The organism is Kribbella turkmenica (assembly GCF_004348725.1).
Taxonomy (GTDB): domain Bacteria; phylum Actinomycetota; class Actinomycetes; order Propionibacteriales; family Kribbellaceae; genus Kribbella; species Kribbella turkmenica.
The window spans coordinates 1-15,643 of the sequence record NZ_SMKR01000173.1 but is presented as its reverse complement, the minus strand read 5'-3'; the positions used below and the strand labels follow the sequence as shown (position 1 = coordinate 15,643).

General features: G+C 70.5%; 21 protein-coding genes. 5 read left to right on the top strand and 16 right to left on the bottom strand.

Annotated elements, in window-relative coordinates; genetic code table 11:
* Positions 1 to 43: 43 nt before the first annotated feature.
* From E1218_RS29630 to E1218_RS29595, 8 genes are all read right to left on the bottom strand, one after another.
* Positions 44 to 1,246 (bottom strand): cation:proton antiporter, encoded by a 1,203-nt coding sequence (locus tag E1218_RS29630; RefSeq protein ID WP_132326180.1) that lies wholly within the window; start codon positions 1,244 to 1,246, stop codon positions 44 to 46.
* Positions 1,247 to 1,296: 50 nt separating this feature from the next.
* Complete coding sequence (locus E1218_RS29625; RefSeq protein ID WP_132326178.1) at positions 1,297 to 1,527, bottom strand: anti-sigma factor family protein; 231 nt, start codon at positions 1,525 to 1,527, stop codon at positions 1,297 to 1,299.
* Positions 1,524 to 2,162, bottom strand: a complete 639-nt coding sequence (locus E1218_RS29620; RefSeq protein WP_233712561.1) for an RNA polymerase sigma factor — start codon at positions 2,160 to 2,162, stop codon at positions 1,524 to 1,526. Before E1218_RS29620 ends, E1218_RS29625 begins: the two co-directional genes overlap by 4 nt.
* Before the next feature lie 23 nt (positions 2,163 to 2,185).
* Positions 2,186 to 2,890 carry a flavodoxin family protein gene (locus tag E1218_RS29615; protein WP_132326174.1) on the bottom strand — a complete coding sequence of 235 codons (705 nt, stop codon included), beginning with the start codon at positions 2,888 to 2,890 and terminating at the stop codon, positions 2,186 to 2,188.
* A gap of 100 nt (positions 2,891 to 2,990) precedes the next feature.
* Positions 2,991 to 3,347 (bottom strand): hypothetical protein, encoded by a 357-nt coding sequence (locus E1218_RS29610; protein ID WP_132326172.1) that lies wholly within the window; start codon positions 3,345 to 3,347, stop codon positions 2,991 to 2,993.
* Positions 3,348 to 3,500: 153 nt separating this feature from the next.
* Complete coding sequence (locus E1218_RS29605; protein WP_233712560.1) at positions 3,501 to 4,064, bottom strand: GerMN domain-containing protein; 564 nt, start codon at positions 4,062 to 4,064, stop codon at positions 3,501 to 3,503.
* Positions 4,061 to 5,425: a HAMP domain-containing sensor histidine kinase gene (locus tag E1218_RS29600; RefSeq protein WP_132326170.1), complete on the bottom strand. Its 1,365-nt coding sequence runs from the start codon at positions 5,423 to 5,425 to the stop codon at positions 4,061 to 4,063. Before E1218_RS29600 ends, E1218_RS29605 begins: the two co-directional genes overlap by 4 nt.
* Positions 5,422 to 6,123: a response regulator transcription factor gene (locus tag E1218_RS29595; protein WP_132326168.1), complete on the bottom strand. Its 702-nt coding sequence runs from the start codon at positions 6,121 to 6,123 to the stop codon at positions 5,422 to 5,424. The genes E1218_RS29600 and E1218_RS29595 overlap by 4 nt, the downstream gene beginning before the upstream one ends.
* A gap of 197 nt (positions 6,124 to 6,320) precedes the next feature.
* On the opposite strand from E1218_RS29595, the gene E1218_RS29590 reads away from it, so the two are divergent.
* Positions 6,321 to 6,632, top strand: coding sequence for an STAS domain-containing protein (locus E1218_RS29590; protein WP_132326166.1), 312 nt, complete (start codon positions 6,321 to 6,323; stop codon positions 6,630 to 6,632).
* A 19-nt stretch (positions 6,633 to 6,651) separates the two neighbouring features.
* Positions 6,652 to 7,074: a hypothetical protein gene (locus E1218_RS29585; RefSeq protein ID WP_132326164.1), complete on the top strand. Its 423-nt coding sequence runs from the start codon at positions 6,652 to 6,654 to the stop codon at positions 7,072 to 7,074.
* An 11-nt stretch (positions 7,075 to 7,085) separates the two neighbouring features.
* On the opposite strand, the gene E1218_RS36290 is transcribed toward E1218_RS29585, so the two are convergent.
* Positions 7,086 to 7,259, bottom strand: coding sequence for a hypothetical protein (locus E1218_RS36290; protein ID WP_165949472.1), 174 nt, complete (start codon positions 7,257 to 7,259; stop codon positions 7,086 to 7,088).
* Between the two features lie 117 nt (positions 7,260 to 7,376).
* On the bottom strand, positions 7,377 to 8,294 hold the full coding sequence (sigJ, locus tag E1218_RS29580; protein WP_132326162.1) for an RNA polymerase sigma factor SigJ: 918 nt from the start codon (positions 8,292 to 8,294) through the stop codon (positions 7,377 to 7,379).
* Between the two features lie 109 nt (positions 8,295 to 8,403).
* Between sigJ and E1218_RS29575 the strand changes: the two genes are divergently transcribed.
* Complete coding sequence (locus E1218_RS29575) at positions 8,404 to 8,844, top strand: YybH family protein (RefSeq protein WP_132326160.1); 441 nt, start codon at positions 8,404 to 8,406, stop codon at positions 8,842 to 8,844.
* Positions 8,845 to 8,858: 14 nt separating this feature from the next.
* On the top strand, positions 8,859 to 9,470 hold the full coding sequence (gene wrbA / locus E1218_RS29570) for an NAD(P)H:quinone oxidoreductase (protein ID WP_132326158.1): 612 nt from the start codon (positions 8,859 to 8,861) through the stop codon (positions 9,468 to 9,470).
* Positions 9,471 to 9,479: 9 nt separating this feature from the next.
* On the opposite strand, the gene E1218_RS29565 is transcribed toward wrbA, so the two are convergent.
* From E1218_RS29565 to E1218_RS29545, 5 genes are all read right to left on the bottom strand, one after another.
* Positions 9,480 to 10,682 (bottom strand): RNA polymerase sigma factor, encoded by a 1,203-nt coding sequence (locus tag E1218_RS29565; RefSeq protein ID WP_132326156.1) that lies wholly within the window; start codon positions 10,680 to 10,682, stop codon positions 9,480 to 9,482.
* Positions 10,679 to 11,023, bottom strand: a complete 345-nt coding sequence (locus E1218_RS29560; RefSeq protein WP_132326154.1) for a YciI family protein — start codon at positions 11,021 to 11,023, stop codon at positions 10,679 to 10,681. Before E1218_RS29560 ends, E1218_RS29565 begins: the two co-directional genes overlap by 4 nt.
* Before the next feature lie 108 nt (positions 11,024 to 11,131).
* A complete protein-coding gene (locus tag E1218_RS29555) occupies positions 11,132 to 11,344 on the bottom strand; it encodes a DUF6458 family protein (RefSeq protein ID WP_132326152.1) in 213 nt (70 codons plus the stop codon).
* Positions 11,345 to 11,578: 234 nt separating this feature from the next.
* Positions 11,579 to 12,040, bottom strand: a complete 462-nt coding sequence (locus E1218_RS29550) for a GyrI-like domain-containing protein (RefSeq protein ID WP_165949471.1) — start codon at positions 12,038 to 12,040, stop codon at positions 11,579 to 11,581.
* Between the two features lie 227 nt (positions 12,041 to 12,267).
* Positions 12,268 to 13,917, bottom strand: a complete 1,650-nt coding sequence (locus E1218_RS29545; RefSeq protein ID WP_132326148.1) for a sensor histidine kinase — start codon at positions 13,915 to 13,917, stop codon at positions 12,268 to 12,270.
* Positions 13,918 to 14,070: 153 nt separating this feature from the next.
* Between E1218_RS29545 and E1218_RS29540 the strand changes: the two genes are divergently transcribed.
* The gene (locus tag E1218_RS29540; protein ID WP_132326146.1) at positions 14,071 to 14,727 is read left to right on the top strand and encodes a response regulator; all 657 of its coding nucleotides are present in this window, start codon (positions 14,071 to 14,073) and stop codon (positions 14,725 to 14,727) included.
* A 143-nt stretch (positions 14,728 to 14,870) separates the two neighbouring features.
* Here E1218_RS29540 and E1218_RS29535 read toward each other — a convergent pair whose 3' ends face one another.
* Positions 14,871 to 15,626: a class I SAM-dependent methyltransferase gene (locus tag E1218_RS29535; protein ID WP_132326144.1), complete on the bottom strand. Its 756-nt coding sequence runs from the start codon at positions 15,624 to 15,626 to the stop codon at positions 14,871 to 14,873.
* Positions 15,627 to 15,643: the final 17 nt, after the last annotated feature.

Sequence of the window (15,643 nt, the reverse complement as noted above, 5' to 3'; positions counted from 1 at the left end):
CTCCTGTAGGCCCACCAACGTCGCCGCTACCCGCCCGTCGTCGTCATGCGGTTCTTGCGGTGGTCTCCTCGAGGGCAGGTTGTTTGAGGAGCACCAGCGCGAGGGCCGGGAAGAGTAGGACGGACAGCAGACCGGCGCAGACCAGGGCCGCCGCCGTGATGGGGGCCATCAGGCCGGTTTCGATCCCGATCTGGGTGGCCGTGACGACGAACGGTAGGGACGTCGCCTGGAGCACGGCGACGGCGGTGGTCGGGCGGGGGCCGAGGGTGCGGAGAGCCAGGTACGCGGGGACGCCGCGGACAACCAGGAGGGCCGCGAGGAAGAGTGGGACGCGGGCCAGCGCGGACGGATCGTCGACCAGGCCGGCGAGGTCCAGCCCGAGGCCGCTGGTGACGAAGAAGACCGGGATCAGGAAGCCGTAGCCGATGGCCTCGAGTTTGAGGCGGAAGCGGGGATGCGACGTCGCATCTCGATCGACGAGGCCGACGACGGCGCCGGCGAGGAACGCGCCGAGGATCGTCTCCAGGCCGAACTGCTCGGCCAGCGCGACGAACGCGACCAGCAGGACGACGGCGGCCCGGACGCGGATCTCCGCCGTGGTGTCCTGCAACCGCACCAGCACCCCGCCGATCCGCCGGGACCGCCCCGCCGACGCGACCACCACGCCGGTCACGACCACGAGCACCGCGAACAACCCGACCATGACCACACGCTCGCCCGTGCTGCCACCCTCGGTCGAGAAAACGAGCGACAGCACCAGTACGGCGGCGAAATCGGCGACCGACGCCGCCGCGATGGTGAACTGACCGACTGCGCCGTCGGCCTTCCCGGCGTCCTTCAGCACCGGCACGACCAGGCCGAGGGACGTCGCGGACAGCGTCACTGCCAGCAGCAGCGGGCTCTGCACCCAGCCGATCGCCGAGAGGCCGAATCCGGTCGTCGTACCGAGCGCGAGCGTCACGACGTATCCGAGAACGGCGAGCCGGAGGACCTGACCGCGGAGCCGATGGACGTCGATCTCCAGCCCGGCCAGGAAGAGCAGGAAACCGAGACCGAGCAACGACACGATCTGCAGCGGCAGATCCACCTCGACCAGGCCGAGCCCGTACGGCCCGATCACGATCCCGGCAACGATCTCCAGTACGACGGCCGGCACCCGCAGCGCCGGCGCCAGCCCGAGCAGGAGCGGCGCCAGCAGTGCGATCAACGCGACCGCGAACAGATTGGTGAACTCGACGTCCGGCATGATCCCTCCCTCGGGAGCTCAGTGCCCTCGGGACGGTCCGGCGTTACAGGTCAGTCGAGAGGAAAGGTCCGGAAGGCACGCAGCAGGCGGTCCCGGGTCTCGTCGGACAGGCTCTCGGGCTCGACCTGGCCGACCTCGGCGATGGTCCGGCGCATCTGTTCGACGTAGATCTCGCACCCGTCGCAGACCGCCAGATGCTCGACGAACCGCTGCTCGGTCTCGGCGTCCAGTGCGCCGTCGAGGAACGCGGTGACGAGTTCGACCAGTTCGGCGCATGTCATGACTCGACTCCGCTCGTGGTGAAGTACCGCTCGAGCTCGGCGCGGACGGCCGCCCGGGCGCGGTGCAGCAGGACCCGCTGGTTGGCCATCGAGAGGTCGAGCAACGCGCACACGTCGGCCGCGGACCGCCCGTCGATGTCGCGCAGCGTCAGCACCACCTGCTGCCGGATCGGCAGGCTCTCGATCGTGGCGGCGACGGTCGCCCGTACCTCGTGCGCGAGCACCTCGCTCTCGGTGTCCGGCCAGCCGCCCGGGGAGGTCAGCCAGTCACCGGGGTACGGATCGTCCGCGCCGCGGAACCGAGCGGGGTCGACCGTCGGTCCCTCGTCCGGCAGCAGGCTGGTCCACGGGACCGTCCGCTGCTCCCGGCTGCCGCGTTTCCGGGCGATGTTGACCAGGATCCGGTACACCCAGGTCTGCAGCGACGACCGGCCCTCGAACCGCTCGATGCCCTGGAACACCGCGAGCCAGGTGTCCTGGACGACCTCCTCGGCGGTCGCCGTGGTCGACACGAACGACCGGGCCAGCCGCAGCATCGAGCCCGACCAGCCGTTCAGCAGGCAGGCGAACGTCTCCTCGTCCCCGGCCCGCAGGCCGGCGACGAGGACGTCGTCCGCCGGCAGGACCGCGCCCACAGGCTGACGGTACCGCGGCGCGGTCAGCGGTACTCGGGGTTCTCGAAGTCGAACCGGCATCCGGCATCCCACTCCGACCGCTGGTTGCCGTGCGCCGGCACCCCGCCGGCGTCCTTGAGCATCCGGGCCAGGTGCAGCAGGTTCCAGGTCATGAACGTCGTGTTGCGGTTGGTGAAGTCGTTGTCCGGCCCGCCCGAGCCCGGGTCCAGGTACGACGGCCCCGGCCCGGCCTCGCCGATCCAGCCGGCGTCCGCCTGCGGCGGAACCGTGTAGCCGAGGTGCTGCAGCGAGTAGAGCACGTTCATCGCGCAGTGCTTGACGCCGTCCTCGTTCCCGGTGATCAGGCAGCCGCCGACGCGGCCGTAGTACGCGTACTGCCCGTGCTCGTTGAGGATCGACGAGTTGCCGTACAGCCGCTCGATCACCTTCTTGGTCACCGAACTGTTGTCGCCCAGCCAGATCGGCCCGGCGATCACCAGGACGTCGGCCGCCATCACCTTCTCCTGGATGGCCGGCCACTCGTCGGTCTCCCAGCCGTGCTCGGTCATGTCCGGCCAGACCCCGGTGGCGATGTCGTGGTCGATCGCCCGGATCACCTCGACCTCGACCCGCTGCTTCTCCATGATTCGCCGGCTGACCTCGATCAGCCCGTCGGTGTGGCTCACCCCGGGCGACCGCTTCAACGTGCAGTTGACGAACAATGCCCGCAGATCGTCGTACTCCGTCATCCCAAACCCTCCCTAGCTCAACCCATCTGGAGGATCAGTCCCACCACAACCAGCAGCGTTACAGGCGGCGGTCATGCGCGTTCGCAGCCGGTAATCCGGTCTAGGAGTCCTTCTTCGGGAGGAGGAAGTGGGGTGGTTGCCCGGTGAGGGCTTCGGGCGAGGCCAGCCAGGTGGCGGTCTGGTGGGGGTGGCGGCGTTCGATCTCGGTGAGGAGGAGTTCGCGGGCGCGGGCGGCGGTGGCGGCGTCGTCGGACTCCGCGGCGAGGCGGAGCTCGTCAGCGGTCGCGCGCCAGACGGCGTACAGCTGCGAGTCGGTCCAGCTGCTGAGGTCGAGGCCGATGACCTGGGCGAGCGGCGACTCCGGCGGGGCGGACCGGCATCGCCGGCGGCGGCTGATCAGCCACCAGCCGGCAACGAGGACAAGCACGACGATGACGATGACCCAGTAGGCCGTCATGGCTGCTGGGGTGATCTGTGCGTGGGCGGCCGCTCAGCCACGATTCTCCTTCGAATGGCGACGTACGGACCTGTTTAACGCACACGGGTCGGTTGCCACGCGTCGACTGACGACGACACGAGATCTCAAAGATCCCTCAGCGTGCTCGTCAACTTACGGAGCGCGCAGAGCCTCGTAGTCGGCCGCGGTCAGCGGTTCGGTGGTCAGGGCGCCATCGGCTAGGAGCGCCTCGACCGGGGCACCGTTCCGCCAGAACGTCACCTCGTCCACGCTCGGCAGCGCGGTGACGGACAGGACGATCTGGCCGACCGCCAGCACGTTCTCGGTGGCGGAGCGGTCGGTCTCGGCACCGGACAGTTCGAGGCCGACGCGGCTGCCCTGGACGGTCACCACGGTCAGAGAGAGGTCGGGCGGCAGCGCGGAGGTGACGCCGGCCGCCTGCTCGGAGCTGGTCGGTCCGCCTGTCAGCGCCTCGATCACCCCGTCGAGGAGGTCGGCGCTGGGCACCCGCCGCGGCAGGCTGACCAACCGGTTCTCCCGGACGAAATTCACCCGCACGGTCGCCTCGGCCGCGGACGGCCGGGCCGACGGTACGCCGGGGGACTGCAACCGGGACGGGATCGACTGGGGCTCGATCGGCGCCGGCCGGTCCTGCAGCGGCACGCCGCAGCCCACCAGTACGACGAGCGCCGCGACCATCCAGGCGATTGCTCTCACGACACCGCCTCCGGAAGCCGTACGACGAACTGCGCGCCACCGGTCGGCGACGCCGTACACCACACCGCACCGCCGTGGACGGCCGCCGTCTCCGCGACCAGCGCCAGGCCCAGCCCGGTCCCGGACAGGGAACCGCGTTTCGTCGCACCCGTGGCGAACCGCTCGAACACCCGCTCCCGGTCGTGCGGCGGAATGCCCGGCCCGGAGTCGTTGACGAGCACCAGGACATCGGACCCGGTCCGGCTGATCTCCACGCTGGTCAGCCCACCGCCGTGCGTCTCCGCGTTCTCGAACAGGTTCCGGAACAGTCTGCCGAGCCGTGGCTTGTCAGCCAGTACGACGACGTCCTCGGCGCCGGTCAGGATCGACGGATCCCGTCCTACCTCGCCGAGCACCTGCCGGAGCAGCGGCCCGAGCTCCAGGGTGGAGCTGGGCCGCACCGCGAGCCCCCCGTCTGACCGGGCCAGCTCGAGCAGGTCGTCGAGCAGCCGGCGGAAACGCTGCAGGTCGGCGGTGACGAGGTCGAGCGCACGCCGGGACCGCTGCGGCAGTTCGTCCCGGCGGGCGTTGAGCAGGTCGACGCTGCCGACCAGGGTGGTCAGCGGCGAGCGGAGCTCATGGCTGACGTCGGCAGCCAGACGAGCGTCGCGGTTGATCCGCTGCTGCAACGTGTCGACCATGCTGTTGAAGGAACCGACGATCGTCGCGAGCTCGGGGTCGAGGGTGGCCGGCAGGCGGTCGTCGAGCTCACCGCCGGCGATCGACGCGGCGGTGACGGCGACGCGGTTGAGCGGGTTGATGACCGACCGGCTCGCCCAGACGCCGAGGGCAGCCCCGGCTGCGGTCGCCAGCAGCGCACCGCCGATCAGGATGGCGCTGAGCAGCCGCAGGTTCCCGTCGAGCTCGGTCAGCGGCGCGATCTCGTAGAACTCGGCCTGCACGCCCGGCACCGGTACGCCGACCACGACCGACGGACCGTCCACGGACCTGAACCGCTGACCGGCCGCGCGCCCGTTGGCCACCTCGTCTCGTACGCCGGCCGGGACGGCCTCGCGCCCTTCGTCGAGCGTCGACGCGTACCACTGACCGCGCCACTTCAGGATGATCGAGTGGCCGGCCGGTGTCCCGGCCGCGGTCAGCACGGCGGACACGTCGGCACCGGAGCTCTGCAACCGCCGCTGGACGAAGGCGGCGTCGGCGAACGTCTGATGCTGAACCACCCGTTCACGCTGGGCCAGCAGGTACCCGCGCGACAGCAGGTAGGTGCTGACGGCGAACACAGCCGACACCAGCAGGGCCACCACGCTGAACGCCAGCACGAGCCGGTGCCGGAGGCCGAGGGTGCGGGCGCCGACCTTCATCGCGGGTCCAGCCGGTAGCCCATCCCTCGCACCGTCATCACGAGTTGCGGCCGGCCGGGGTCGCGTTCGATCTTGGTACGCAACCGCCGGATGTGGACGTCCACGATGCGCTCGTCGCCGTAGTACCCGTGCTCCCAGACCGACGCCAGCAGCGCGGACCGGCTGAGTACCCGGCCCGGCGGCCTGGCCAGCTCGGCCAGCAGCCGGTACTCCGTGACCGTCAGGTTGACGTCGTGGCCGTCGAGCCTGACCGTGCCGCGCGAGGTGGACAGCACGAGGTGCCGGCTCGGGTCGGAGTCGAGGACGATGTCGGGCTCGGCCGCCTCCGCGCTCGTCCGCAGGCGCCGGCGCAGGGCGCGCAGCCGGGCGGTGATCTCCTTGATCTGGAACGGCTTGGTGACGTAGTCGTCGGCACCCGCTTCCAGTCCGGCGACGATGTCGTGGGTATCGGACCGGGCGCTGACGACCACGATCGGGATGTCGCTCACCCGCCGGACCTCCCGGATGCAGGTGTAGCCGTCGACCTCGCCGAGCATCAGGTCGACCATCATCAGGTCCGGCATCGCGATCCGGACCTGTTCGAGCGCGGACGGGGTGTCAGCGGCCTCCGCGACCCGGTACCCCTCGTCCTCGAGGGCGAGCCGCAGTACCTCCCTGATTCGGTCGTCGTCCTCGACCACCAGCACCTGCATCGGCATCGTCACATCCTGGCAATCCAGCCGCGGCCGGTGACGGCCGGGGTCGGCGTGTCATCCGATCGTAAAGAACGAACCGGCGGCCGGACGTCCGCACCAGGTGTCGTCATCGGATCGTCAAGTAGGGGTACGGCAGATCTCAAAGTCGAGGACGGAGAGTGGAGGCAGGCCAGACCGTCCAGCGGGAGAGAGGCCGTTCGATGAGCGACACCAGGCACAGTCCGCTTCCGCAAAAGGCGATCGTGACGCTGACCGACGACGACCTCGACGGCGGGTTGTCGTCGCTGCGCTGGCGGTTGCACGGGTTGGTGATGGACGGTGCCTGCCTGGTGGTGATCGACGTCTCGGAGATCGACCAGATCTCGTCGACGCTGCTGGCGGCACTGCTGGACACGCACCGGGTCTGCCGGCGGCGGGGTGGCGGTATCGTCATCCGGCACGCCGGCCGGAAGATGACCGACGTGCTCCGCCGGACCGGACTCGACCGGGTCTTCGAGGTCGAGGCGGCGTGACCACTCTGGGGGGACCGCGGTGAACCAGTCCGAGCACGAGCCGGGCACGTCGGACTACGTCGACGTGACGATCGTCGAGTTCGCCACGCACACGGCGTACCTCGACCCGCGGACCGGTACCGGCTACCTGGTCACCCCGCACCCGGAGCGCGACATCCCGGCGCCGGACGACCCCTTCGTGGGCGGCCTGTCGCTGCACACGGCCGACTGGCGGCGCGCCCTGAGTCATCTCGAGGAAGACGGCTGGGACCTGCTGTACGACGACGAGGGCAAGGTCGAGCGGGCCGGCCTCACCCCGGACGGCCGCACCGTGGTCTGCCTCTACGGCCCGCCGGCCGCCGAGCAGCCGAGCCTCGATGCCCTCCGCCGTGCCCTGATCGCGCTCGACCTGGCCGCCGGCGTCGACCCCACCACCCGGCACTCGGACGACGACGAGAACTGACTGACCGCCGGTCACAGCGGCAGCGGTTCCAGGGTCTCCTGCTGGTGCGCGGCCCGGGGGAAGAGCGGCGAGCAAGCCCCGAACCAGGCGTCGAGTACGGCGTCGTCCCCGAGCGCGCCGAAGGGGGTCGGCGCGATCTCCAGCAACTTGAGCAGCGCGAGCAGTCGCTGCGTCGTCTCGCACATCATCGGACCCTTCCGGCAGGCGGAACAGAAAGCTTCGGCGCTGCTGCTCGGAACACCGATGTCTACTCTCCACATCGGCTGACGCCCGGTTCCCGTTACAAGCTCCCGGCCGGAGCCTCAGCCGGTCAGCCACGGACGCAGCTTCTCCGGGTTACGGACCGCCCAGATGTGCCGGATCCGGTCCCCGGCGATGTCGAAGGCGATCACGGTCACGGTGACGCCGTTCTCCTGGGCGACGAGGCCGGGCTGACCGTTGACCGTGCGCTCCAGGAGTGTGATCCCGGGGCGGCGGTCGACGAGACCGGCGAAGTACCGAGCGACCAGCTCGCCGCCGGACACCGGGTGCAGCTCGGCGCTGACCAGGCCGCCGCCGTCGCCGATCGCGACCGCGTCGGGGTCCAGCAGCCGGACCAGGGCCGCGATGTCCTTGGCCTGCCACGCGTCCTTGAAGTCGCGCACCAGGTCGGCGGTCCGGGCCGTCGGCGTCGGCGGGCTCTGGGCCGACGCGATCCGGCGCCGGGCCGAGGTCGCGAGCTGGCGGCAGGCGGCGGGGGAGCGGCCGACGATCTCGGCCACTTCGGGGAACGGGTACCGGAAAACGTCGTGCAGGATGAAGGCGACCCGCTCGGCCGGCGTCATCGCCTCGAGCACGACGAGGAACGCCATGTTCACCGACTCGTCGAGCGTCACCCGGTCGGCGGGGTCGGTGGCGGTGCCTGCCGAGCGCCACTCGGTGCTGTCCGGCAGCGGCTCCGGGATCCACTCGCCGACGTACCGCTCGCGCCGGGCCCTGGCGGAGCCGAGCAGATCGAGGCAGATCCGGCTGGCGACCTTGGTCAGCCAGCCGCCGGGAGACTCGATCGCGGCCTGTTCGCCCGGCGACATCGCGTACCAGCGGGTGTAGGTCTCCTGGACGACGTCCTCGGCGTCGGCCAGCGAGCCGAGCAGCCGGTACGCGAGGTTGATCAGCTGGCGGCGCTCGCTCATGATCGCGCTCAATCCCGGATCGAGCCGGTCGTCTCGTGATCCGGTCATGGTGTCCACGAATCCCTTCGCCGGTCCTGCGGTTCACCAGTACGACGAAGCACCGCCCCGGACTGTGAGGCCGCCTCACACTTCGGCGGGGTGCGTCGTCGTACCTGATATGACCACACACAACGCACCCGACGAGAAGGACATCCGCGAGCGCGTCGACGTCCTGGTCGAGGCGGTGACGAACCGGGATCTGGACACCGTGAGGACGGTCTTCGCGCCGGACCTGGTGTCGTACGACATCGTGCCGCCGCTGCGGCACCTGGGCGCGGAGGCGAAGTGGCAGAACTGGATCGACGTGTTCACCACCTACCAGGCGCCGATCGGCTACGAGGTGCGCGACCTGTCGGTCGTGGTCGACGGTGACCTGGCCGTCGTGCACAGCCTCAACCGGATCGACGGCACGCTCACGAACGGCGCCCGCAACGAGTACTGGCTGCGCTGGACGGCGTGCTGGCGGCGGCTGGACGGTGAGTGGCTGATCGCCCACGACCACGTCTCGGTGCCCACAGATTTCCGGTCCGGTCGCTCCGTGCTGGACCTCGAGCCCTGAAAGTGAAGGTTTCCGTGGAAGCAGTGAAAGTCGCCGTCATCTACTACAGCGCGACCGGTACCGTGCACTCGCTGGCGGTTGCCGCCGCCGACGGCGCCGAGAAGGCCGGCGCCACCGTGCGTCTGCGCAAGGTCCGCGAGTCGGCGCCGGAGACCGCGGTCGCCGCGAATCCGGCCTGGGAACAGCACGCCCGCGACACCCTGGACGTGGTCGAGGCGACGCTCGACGACGTGGCCTGGGCCGACGTCGTGCTGTTCGGCACACCGACCCGCTACGGCACCCCGGCCGCCCAGTTGAACGCCTTCATCGACACCACCGGTCCGCTCTGGCAGCAGGGCCAACTGGCCGACAAGGTCTATACGGCGTTCTCCGCCAGTGGCACCGCGCACGGCGGGCAGGAGTCGACGATCCTTGCGCTGAGCAACGTGTTCTACCACTGGGGCGGCATCATCGTGCCGCCTGGCTACACCGATTCGATCCAGTACCGGTCCGGCAACCCCTACGGCACGTCGCACGTGTCCGGCGAGGGACCTCCGGGGGACCTCGCCCTGGAGGCCGCGCGGCACCAGGCGCGGCGAGCAGTGGAGACGGCCACGGCGCTGAAGCTCGGCCGCGCCGCTGCCTGAGCCGGCAGCTCACCGGACGGTGAGCCGGCTGTGGAGCAGGTCGAGTTGGGCGGGGTTGGTCGTGAGTTCGAGGGCGTGCCGGTCGGCCTCCTGGGCCTCCGCGCTTCTGCCGTCGGCTCGGAGCAGCTCGCCCCTTATCGCGTGGAACAGCGGGTAGTTCCGCAGCGCGGGTTCGAGCCCGTGGAGTTCGGCGAGCGCGGTCCGGGCGTCTTCGACGTACCGGACCGCGACCGTGCGGTGCAGTCGGGTGACGGCACTCGGCTGAAGCCGCAGCAGCAGGTCGTAGAGGACGAGGATCTGCGGCCAGTCGGTGTCGGCCCACGTGGGCGCTTCGCAGTGGCAGGCGGCGATGGCGGCCTGGAGCTGGTACGGGCCGGGGGAGCGGTGCCGGCGTGCCGTCCGGGTGAGCAGCGCGGTTGCCTCGGCGACCGCCTGCTGGTCCCACAGGCTGCGGTCCTGGTCCTGGAGCAGGACGAGCCGTCCGTCGGCGTCGAAGCGCGCGGCGAGCCTGGCCCGGTGCAGCCGGATCAGTGCCAGCAGGCCGGTCACTTCCGGTTCGCCGGGAAGCAGACCGGCCAGAAGCGCGGTGAGCCACTCGGCGTCGTCGACGAGGTCGCGCGCGTGCGCGCGATCGGCGGTGCTGGACAGATAGCCCTCGTTGAACAGCAGGTAGATGACGGTCAGTACTTCGCCCAGTCGCTCGGGAAGCTCGTCGTCACGGGGGATCCGGTACGGGATGCCGGCGGCTGCGATCTTCCGCTTGGCACGGGTGATGCGCTGGGCCACCGTCTTCTCGGGGACCAGGAACGCGGCGGCGATCTGTGCGGTCGTGAGCCCGCAGACCACGCGGAGGGTCAGCGCGACCTGCGCCTCGCGCGGCAGGGCGGGGTGGCAGCAGGTGAAGACGAGCCGCAGTCGGTCGTCGGACGCCGGCCGCACCGGCCACTGGAGCTGGGCGAGTTTGCCGCGGTAGTTCTCCTGTCTGCGGAGGACATCGAGTCCTCGGCGCTTCGCGACCGTGAACAGCCAAGCGTCCGGACGGTCCGGGATTCCTTCCTCGGGCCACCGCCGGAGGGCGGTCTCGACCGCGTCCTGCACCAGGTCCTCGGCGGCGGAGAAGTCACCGAGGAGCGACACCAGGCTCCCGGCGAGCCGGCCCGCGTGGTCACGGACGACGCGGGCCAGCTCGTCGGCAGCGTGGTCGCCGCTCATGACTCCACGGGGCGGATCTCGACCACCGGGCATCCCGGCCAGGCCTTCACGATCCGCAGGGCCTCGTCGAGGTCCGCGACGTCGATCTCGACGAAGCCGGAGATGACCTCCTTGCCCTCGATGTACGGGCCGTCGGTGGTCAGCGGCGCATCGCCGTCCAGCCGGACCGTCGTCGCGGTCTCCGCGGGCTGCAGCTTGGCGCCCCGATTGGTGATCGTCGACGCGTGCTCGTCGAACCACTGGTAGACCCGTTGATAGGCCAGTTCGCGCTCGGCCGGACCCATCGCCTCGAACTCCTTGGCGAACTCTTCGGTCTCCACGAACATCAGCACGTACTTCACGCCACCACCTCCTGCTCCAGTCTGACCGCGTGCGGGTCAGTTCGGCTGTCGAAGACCTGACGATCCGCGGCCCACGGATTCCGACAGCCCGGCGCAGAACTTTGGGGACTACTCTTCGTAGTGGCGGTGCTCGCGGACCTCACGATGGGTGGCGTTGGAGCGTTGGCTGCCGAGGAAGAGGGCGATCACGAGGCCGAGCGCGCCGGCGCCCATCAGGATGTAGCCGACAGCGGTCAGGTCGACACCGCTCAACCGGTCCGACACCGCGAAGGCCAGGATCCCGCCCACGGCGAGCAGGAAGACGGACACACCGATACCCACGAGGAACTCCTTACGCTCATCCCCGTTCGACTGTGCCCCAACGCGGTACCCGGGCCGTCGGCAGGCGAAACGGCGCCGCGGCGCAGGTCGGGACCTTCGGCCAAGACGCGGCGGTGCGCTCCGGCAGTGCAATGAAGGGGTGAGGGTGGCCGGTGGTGGGGGTGCCGGGTCTCCATGGGCAGCCACTCCCCGTCGCTACCACCGAACGGCGCTCCTGCCTCCCTCCGCCGATGGTCAGTTGAGCCTGAACGGCTGGATGACCTCGGTCCGCCAGCGCTGAGCCCGGTTCGGCGGGTCGTGGTAGACCTCCCACGCGTCGCCGGCGGGAGCACCGTGCTCGGCCCTCAACCAGTCGTCCAGTGCGCGGTAGGCGTCACCGAGCTGCTCGTACGTGCCCACGTGCCACGCGACGACGACGTGTCCTCCGGGCAGGCTGGACGGCACGATCTGGCGGTTGCCGCCGATCCGCACGGCCACCGGGAAGCCGGCCTCGACCTCGAAGATCCCGTCGCTGCGGATGTGGTAGCGGGCGAACGGAAACCCGCACGGCGCGATGCCGTGCCGGCGCAGGTACTCCGCGACCACGTCGAACGCCGTCCGGAACCAGCCCTGCACCTCGTCCCGGTGCAGGGTCGCGCGCAGTACGGCGGTTGGTTGCTTGTGCACCACACGTGATTCGGGGTGATCGGTACGCACGTCTCCTCCCTGGGGGGCCAGTGCCCAGCGTACGGTCACGACAAGCCGGAGCACCATGTACCGAACGCCCGGGCAGAGCGGGACCTTCGGCCCTGCCGGAGGCGGTGACGCGGACGGCATTCTGGCAGCAGAGGGGAGTTCGCCGGCCCGCCGGGGAACGGCTGAGAGGTGGCACCGACAGGGAGAGCCACCGATCGGACCGCGACCCGGCGGGCCGGCGAACGTACTCAGTCCCGCGGTGTCCTCAGCTCGTCCAGCGGAGCCCGTAGCTCGAGCAGGGTGCCGCGCGGCTGGTTGGACTCCACCCGGACGGTCCCGCCGAGGGTCTCGGCGCGTTCCCGCAGGTTCCGCAGGCCGCTCTGGCGGTCGCCGCCCTCCAGGCCGGTGCCGTTGTCGGCGACCCGGGTGACGACCTCGCCGTTCGTGACGGTGACCGCGACCGTGACCTCAGAGGCCTGCGCGTGCCGGACGACGTTCGACAGCGCCTCCCGGATCGCGGCCAGGATCTGCGGCCGCACGGTCACGGGTACGGCGCTGTCCAGCGGCCCTTCGCAGGTGAGCCCTGGCCGGAAGCCGAGTGAGTCGGCGTACTCGGCGACCAGTGAGTGGATGTCGGCCCGGAGCGAGCGGTGGCCGGGCTGGTGGTGCAGCTCGAAGATCGCGGCCCGCAGGTCCCGGATGGTGCCGTCGATGTCCTCGACCGCCCTGCCGATGCGTTCCTGGACCTCCGGTTCGACCATCCGGCGCATGCCCTGCAGCTGGAGGCCGGTCGCGAACAACCGCTGGATGACCAGGTCGTGCAGGTCGCGCGCGATCCGGTCGCGGTCCTCGAGCACCGCGATCATCGACTGGTCCCGCTGGGCCTGAGCGCGGTCGAGCGCGAGGGTCGCCTGGCCGGCGAACATCCGGACCAGATCCGTGCCGGCGGAGACACCGGGAACAGCGCCGCGTTCGGCCGCCACCAGCAACAGTCCGCCGGTCGCGTGCGTGCCCGCCGGCAGCGGCGCGATGACCGTGCGTCCCAGCGACTCGATCCCCGGTACGTCGACCAGCCGGCCGCTGTCCTTCACCAGCTGGGCCAGGTCGTCGACCACCACCTGCCGATCCCTGTGCAGTACGTCGTCCAGACCGGCCAGGTCGACCGGGACCCGCGCACCGACGTACCGCCGGAACTCCTCCGGGCCGTCGATCGCCTCGATCACCAGTTCGGCGTCGCGGAACAGCAGCACGATGCCGACCAGGGAGTCGGACGCCTCGCGGGCCCGGCGGGCGATCAGCCGGAGCGCGTCCTCCGGGTCGAAGTCGCCGAGCATCAGCTGGGTGATCTCGACGGTCAGCTCGTGCCAGCGGCGCCGGCGCTCGGTGTCGGCGTACAGGCGGGCGTTGTCGATCACCACCCCGGCCGCGGAGGCGAGCGCGGTGACCGCGCGCTCGTCCTCCTCGGTGAACTCCGCGCCGTCGGCCTTCTCCGTCAGGTAGAGGTCGCCGAACACGTGGTCGTGGCTGCGGACCGGGACGCCGAGGAAGCCCGTCATCGGCGGGTGGTTCGGCGGGAAGCCGAAGGATCGAGGATGGGTGGCCAGGTCCCTCAGCCGCAGCGGCACCGGGCGCTCGATCAGCAGCCCGAGGAGGCCGTGGCCTTCCGGGTACGGCCCGATCGCGGCGATCTCGGCCGCGGTGACGCCGTGAGTGATGAACCGGCCGAGCCGCTTGCCGTCGGGACCGACCACGCCCAGCGCGCCGTACCGGGCCCCGACGAGCTCGCAGGCGGCGGTGACGATCCGGTCGAGCGCGCTGCTCAGGTCCAGGTCGGCGCCGATCCCGATCACCGCGTCCAGCAGCGCGGGGTCCACCCGGTCCTTCTCAGTCCCTCCCACGCTGTCCACCGTACGGATGCCGCCACCGTTCGGGAAGGACCGGTTGCCGGAGGCACCGATGGCTCAGGCACTCCTGCGGTCAGAGGATCTCGGGTCCGGCCCGGTCGAAGCGCTGTACGGTGCGCGTGCACACCTCCGGTCTACTCTGAGCGTGTGGCGATCACGGTGTTCCTGCTCGACGACCACGAGGTCGTCCGGCTCGGCCTGCGGCAACTGCTGGAAGGCGAGCCGGACGTCGCGGTGGTCGGCGAGGCCTCGACCGCGAAGCAGGCGATCACCAGGATCCCGGCGCTGCGGCCGGCTGTCGCCGTCCTGGACGTGCGGCTGCCCGACGACGACGGGATCACGGTGTGCCGTGAGATCCGCTCCATGATGGCGGAGCCGCCGGCCTGCCTGATGCTGACGTCGTTCTCCGACGACGAGGCCCTGTTCACCGCGATCATGGCCGGCGCGGCCGGCTACCTGCTCAAACAGGTGAGCGGCACCGGCCTGGTGGGCGCGGTCCGCCGGCTCGCGGCGGGGGAGTCGCTGCTCGACCCGGCGATGACGACCGCCGTGCTCGAGCGCTTACGCAACCCGGTCGACGAGGACGAGGACCCGCGCTACACGTCGCTGACCGAGCAGGAACGCCGGATCCTCGACGAGATCGCGGCCGGCAAGACGAACCGGCAGATCGCCCAGAGCATGTTCCTGGCCGAGAAGACCGTGAAGAACTACGTCTCAGCGCTACTGCGCAAACTCGGCATGGAGCGCCGGACCGAGGCGGCGGTGTACGCCGTCGAGCGGGCGAAGCGCCGGCCGAGGCGCTGATCCGGCGAGGCTCACCCGCTTCTTGCGCTCGCCATCGCTCGTCGACCGGGACTGGCCGGACGCCGTCATCCCGAAACTTCTCTCGATCACCTTCCCAGCTCGGTCGCCCAGTGCCAGAAGTCCCACCACAGCTGGGACCTGTGTCACCGGCGGTTGAAGACGAGCAACTCGGTCCGGCCGCCGCTGAGCGGGACGAAGTGGCTGCCGGCGAGATGGAGATCGCGCTGGGCCATGAACTGCAGCACCCAGTCGCGCGGGGCGACCGAGTAGATCGCTCCGTGCACGGGCTCGGCCAGCCACACCTTCGTCATCTGCAGGTCCATGCAGGCGTCGGTGATGAGATCGAAGGCGACCGTGCCGCCCGGGCGGACCACGCGGGCCATCTCGTCCAGGTAGCACACAGCCGTCACGAACGGGATGTAGCAGAGCAGCTTGTGCGCATGCACGAGGTCGACCGTCGACGAACCGGTCGGGGCCAGCGTGTGACCGTCGGCCGGCTGGAACACCAGGTCGGGGAACTCGCCGCGGAGATACTGGACCCAGTCGGGCGCCGTCTCGTAGACCTCGTAGACCTGCGGCCGCAGCGCAGACTTGACCCGGGTCGTGTACCGGCCGGACCCGGGGCCGATCTCGAGTATCCGCCGTACCTCGGCCGCGGCGGACAGGCCGCTCGCCGAGAGCATCGCGTCGACGGTCTCGGCGGTCGCGCCCGGCTCCGAGCTGTAGTTGTCGAGGTAGTCGCCTACCGACAGGCCCGCGTCCGCGGCGCGCCTGATCGTCCGGCGCGCCGGCAGGAACGGGCTGATCAACGGGTCCGTGGTGAACCCACGAACCAGCTGCACACCGAACGGGCGTAGCGCCCGGTTGACCGCCAGCTGCACTCGATTTCGAACAGACATCCGTGTTCCCCCTGCAC

What these genes read in the sequence shown, in the direction of transcription:
- E1218_RS29595 (WP_132326168.1), bottom strand. Translation starts at nt 6,123, where the DNA reads ATGCCGATGCAGGTGCTGGTGGTCGAGGACGACGACCGAATCAGGGAG.
- E1218_RS29575 (WP_132326160.1), top strand. Translation starts at nt 8,404, where the DNA reads ATGACCACACACAACGCACCCGACGAGAAGGACATCCGCGAGCGCGTC.
- E1218_RS29600 (WP_132326170.1), bottom strand. Translation starts at nt 5,425, where the DNA reads ATGAAGGTCGGCGCCCGCACCCTCGGCCTCCGGCACCGGCTCGTGCTG.
- sigJ (WP_132326162.1), bottom strand. Translation starts at nt 8,294, where the DNA reads ATGACCGGATCACGAGACGACCGGCTCGATCCGGGATTGAGCGCGATC.
- E1218_RS29535 (WP_132326144.1), bottom strand. Translation starts at nt 15,626, where the DNA reads ATGTCTGTTCGAAATCGAGTGCAGCTGGCGGTCAACCGGGCGCTACGC.
- E1218_RS29610 (WP_132326172.1), bottom strand. Translation starts at nt 3,347, where the DNA reads ATGACGGCCTACTGGGTCATCGTCATCGTCGTGCTTGTCCTCGTTGCC.
- E1218_RS29615 (WP_132326174.1), bottom strand. Translation starts at nt 2,890, where the DNA reads ATGACGGAGTACGACGATCTGCGGGCATTGTTCGTCAACTGCACGTTG.
- E1218_RS36290 (WP_165949472.1), bottom strand. Translation starts at nt 7,259, where the DNA reads ATGTGCGAGACGACGCAGCGACTGCTCGCGCTGCTCAAGTTGCTGGAG.
- E1218_RS29590 (WP_132326166.1), top strand. Translation starts at nt 6,321, where the DNA reads ATGAGCGACACCAGGCACAGTCCGCTTCCGCAAAAGGCGATCGTGACG.
- E1218_RS29625 (WP_132326178.1), bottom strand. Translation starts at nt 1,527, where the DNA reads ATGACATGCGCCGAACTGGTCGAACTCGTCACCGCGTTCCTCGACGGC.
- E1218_RS29565 (WP_132326156.1), bottom strand. Translation starts at nt 10,682, where the DNA reads ATGAGCGGCGACCACGCTGCCGACGAGCTGGCCCGCGTCGTCCGTGAC.
- E1218_RS29630 (WP_132326180.1), bottom strand. Translation starts at nt 1,246, where the DNA reads ATGCCGGACGTCGAGTTCACCAATCTGTTCGCGGTCGCGTTGATCGCA.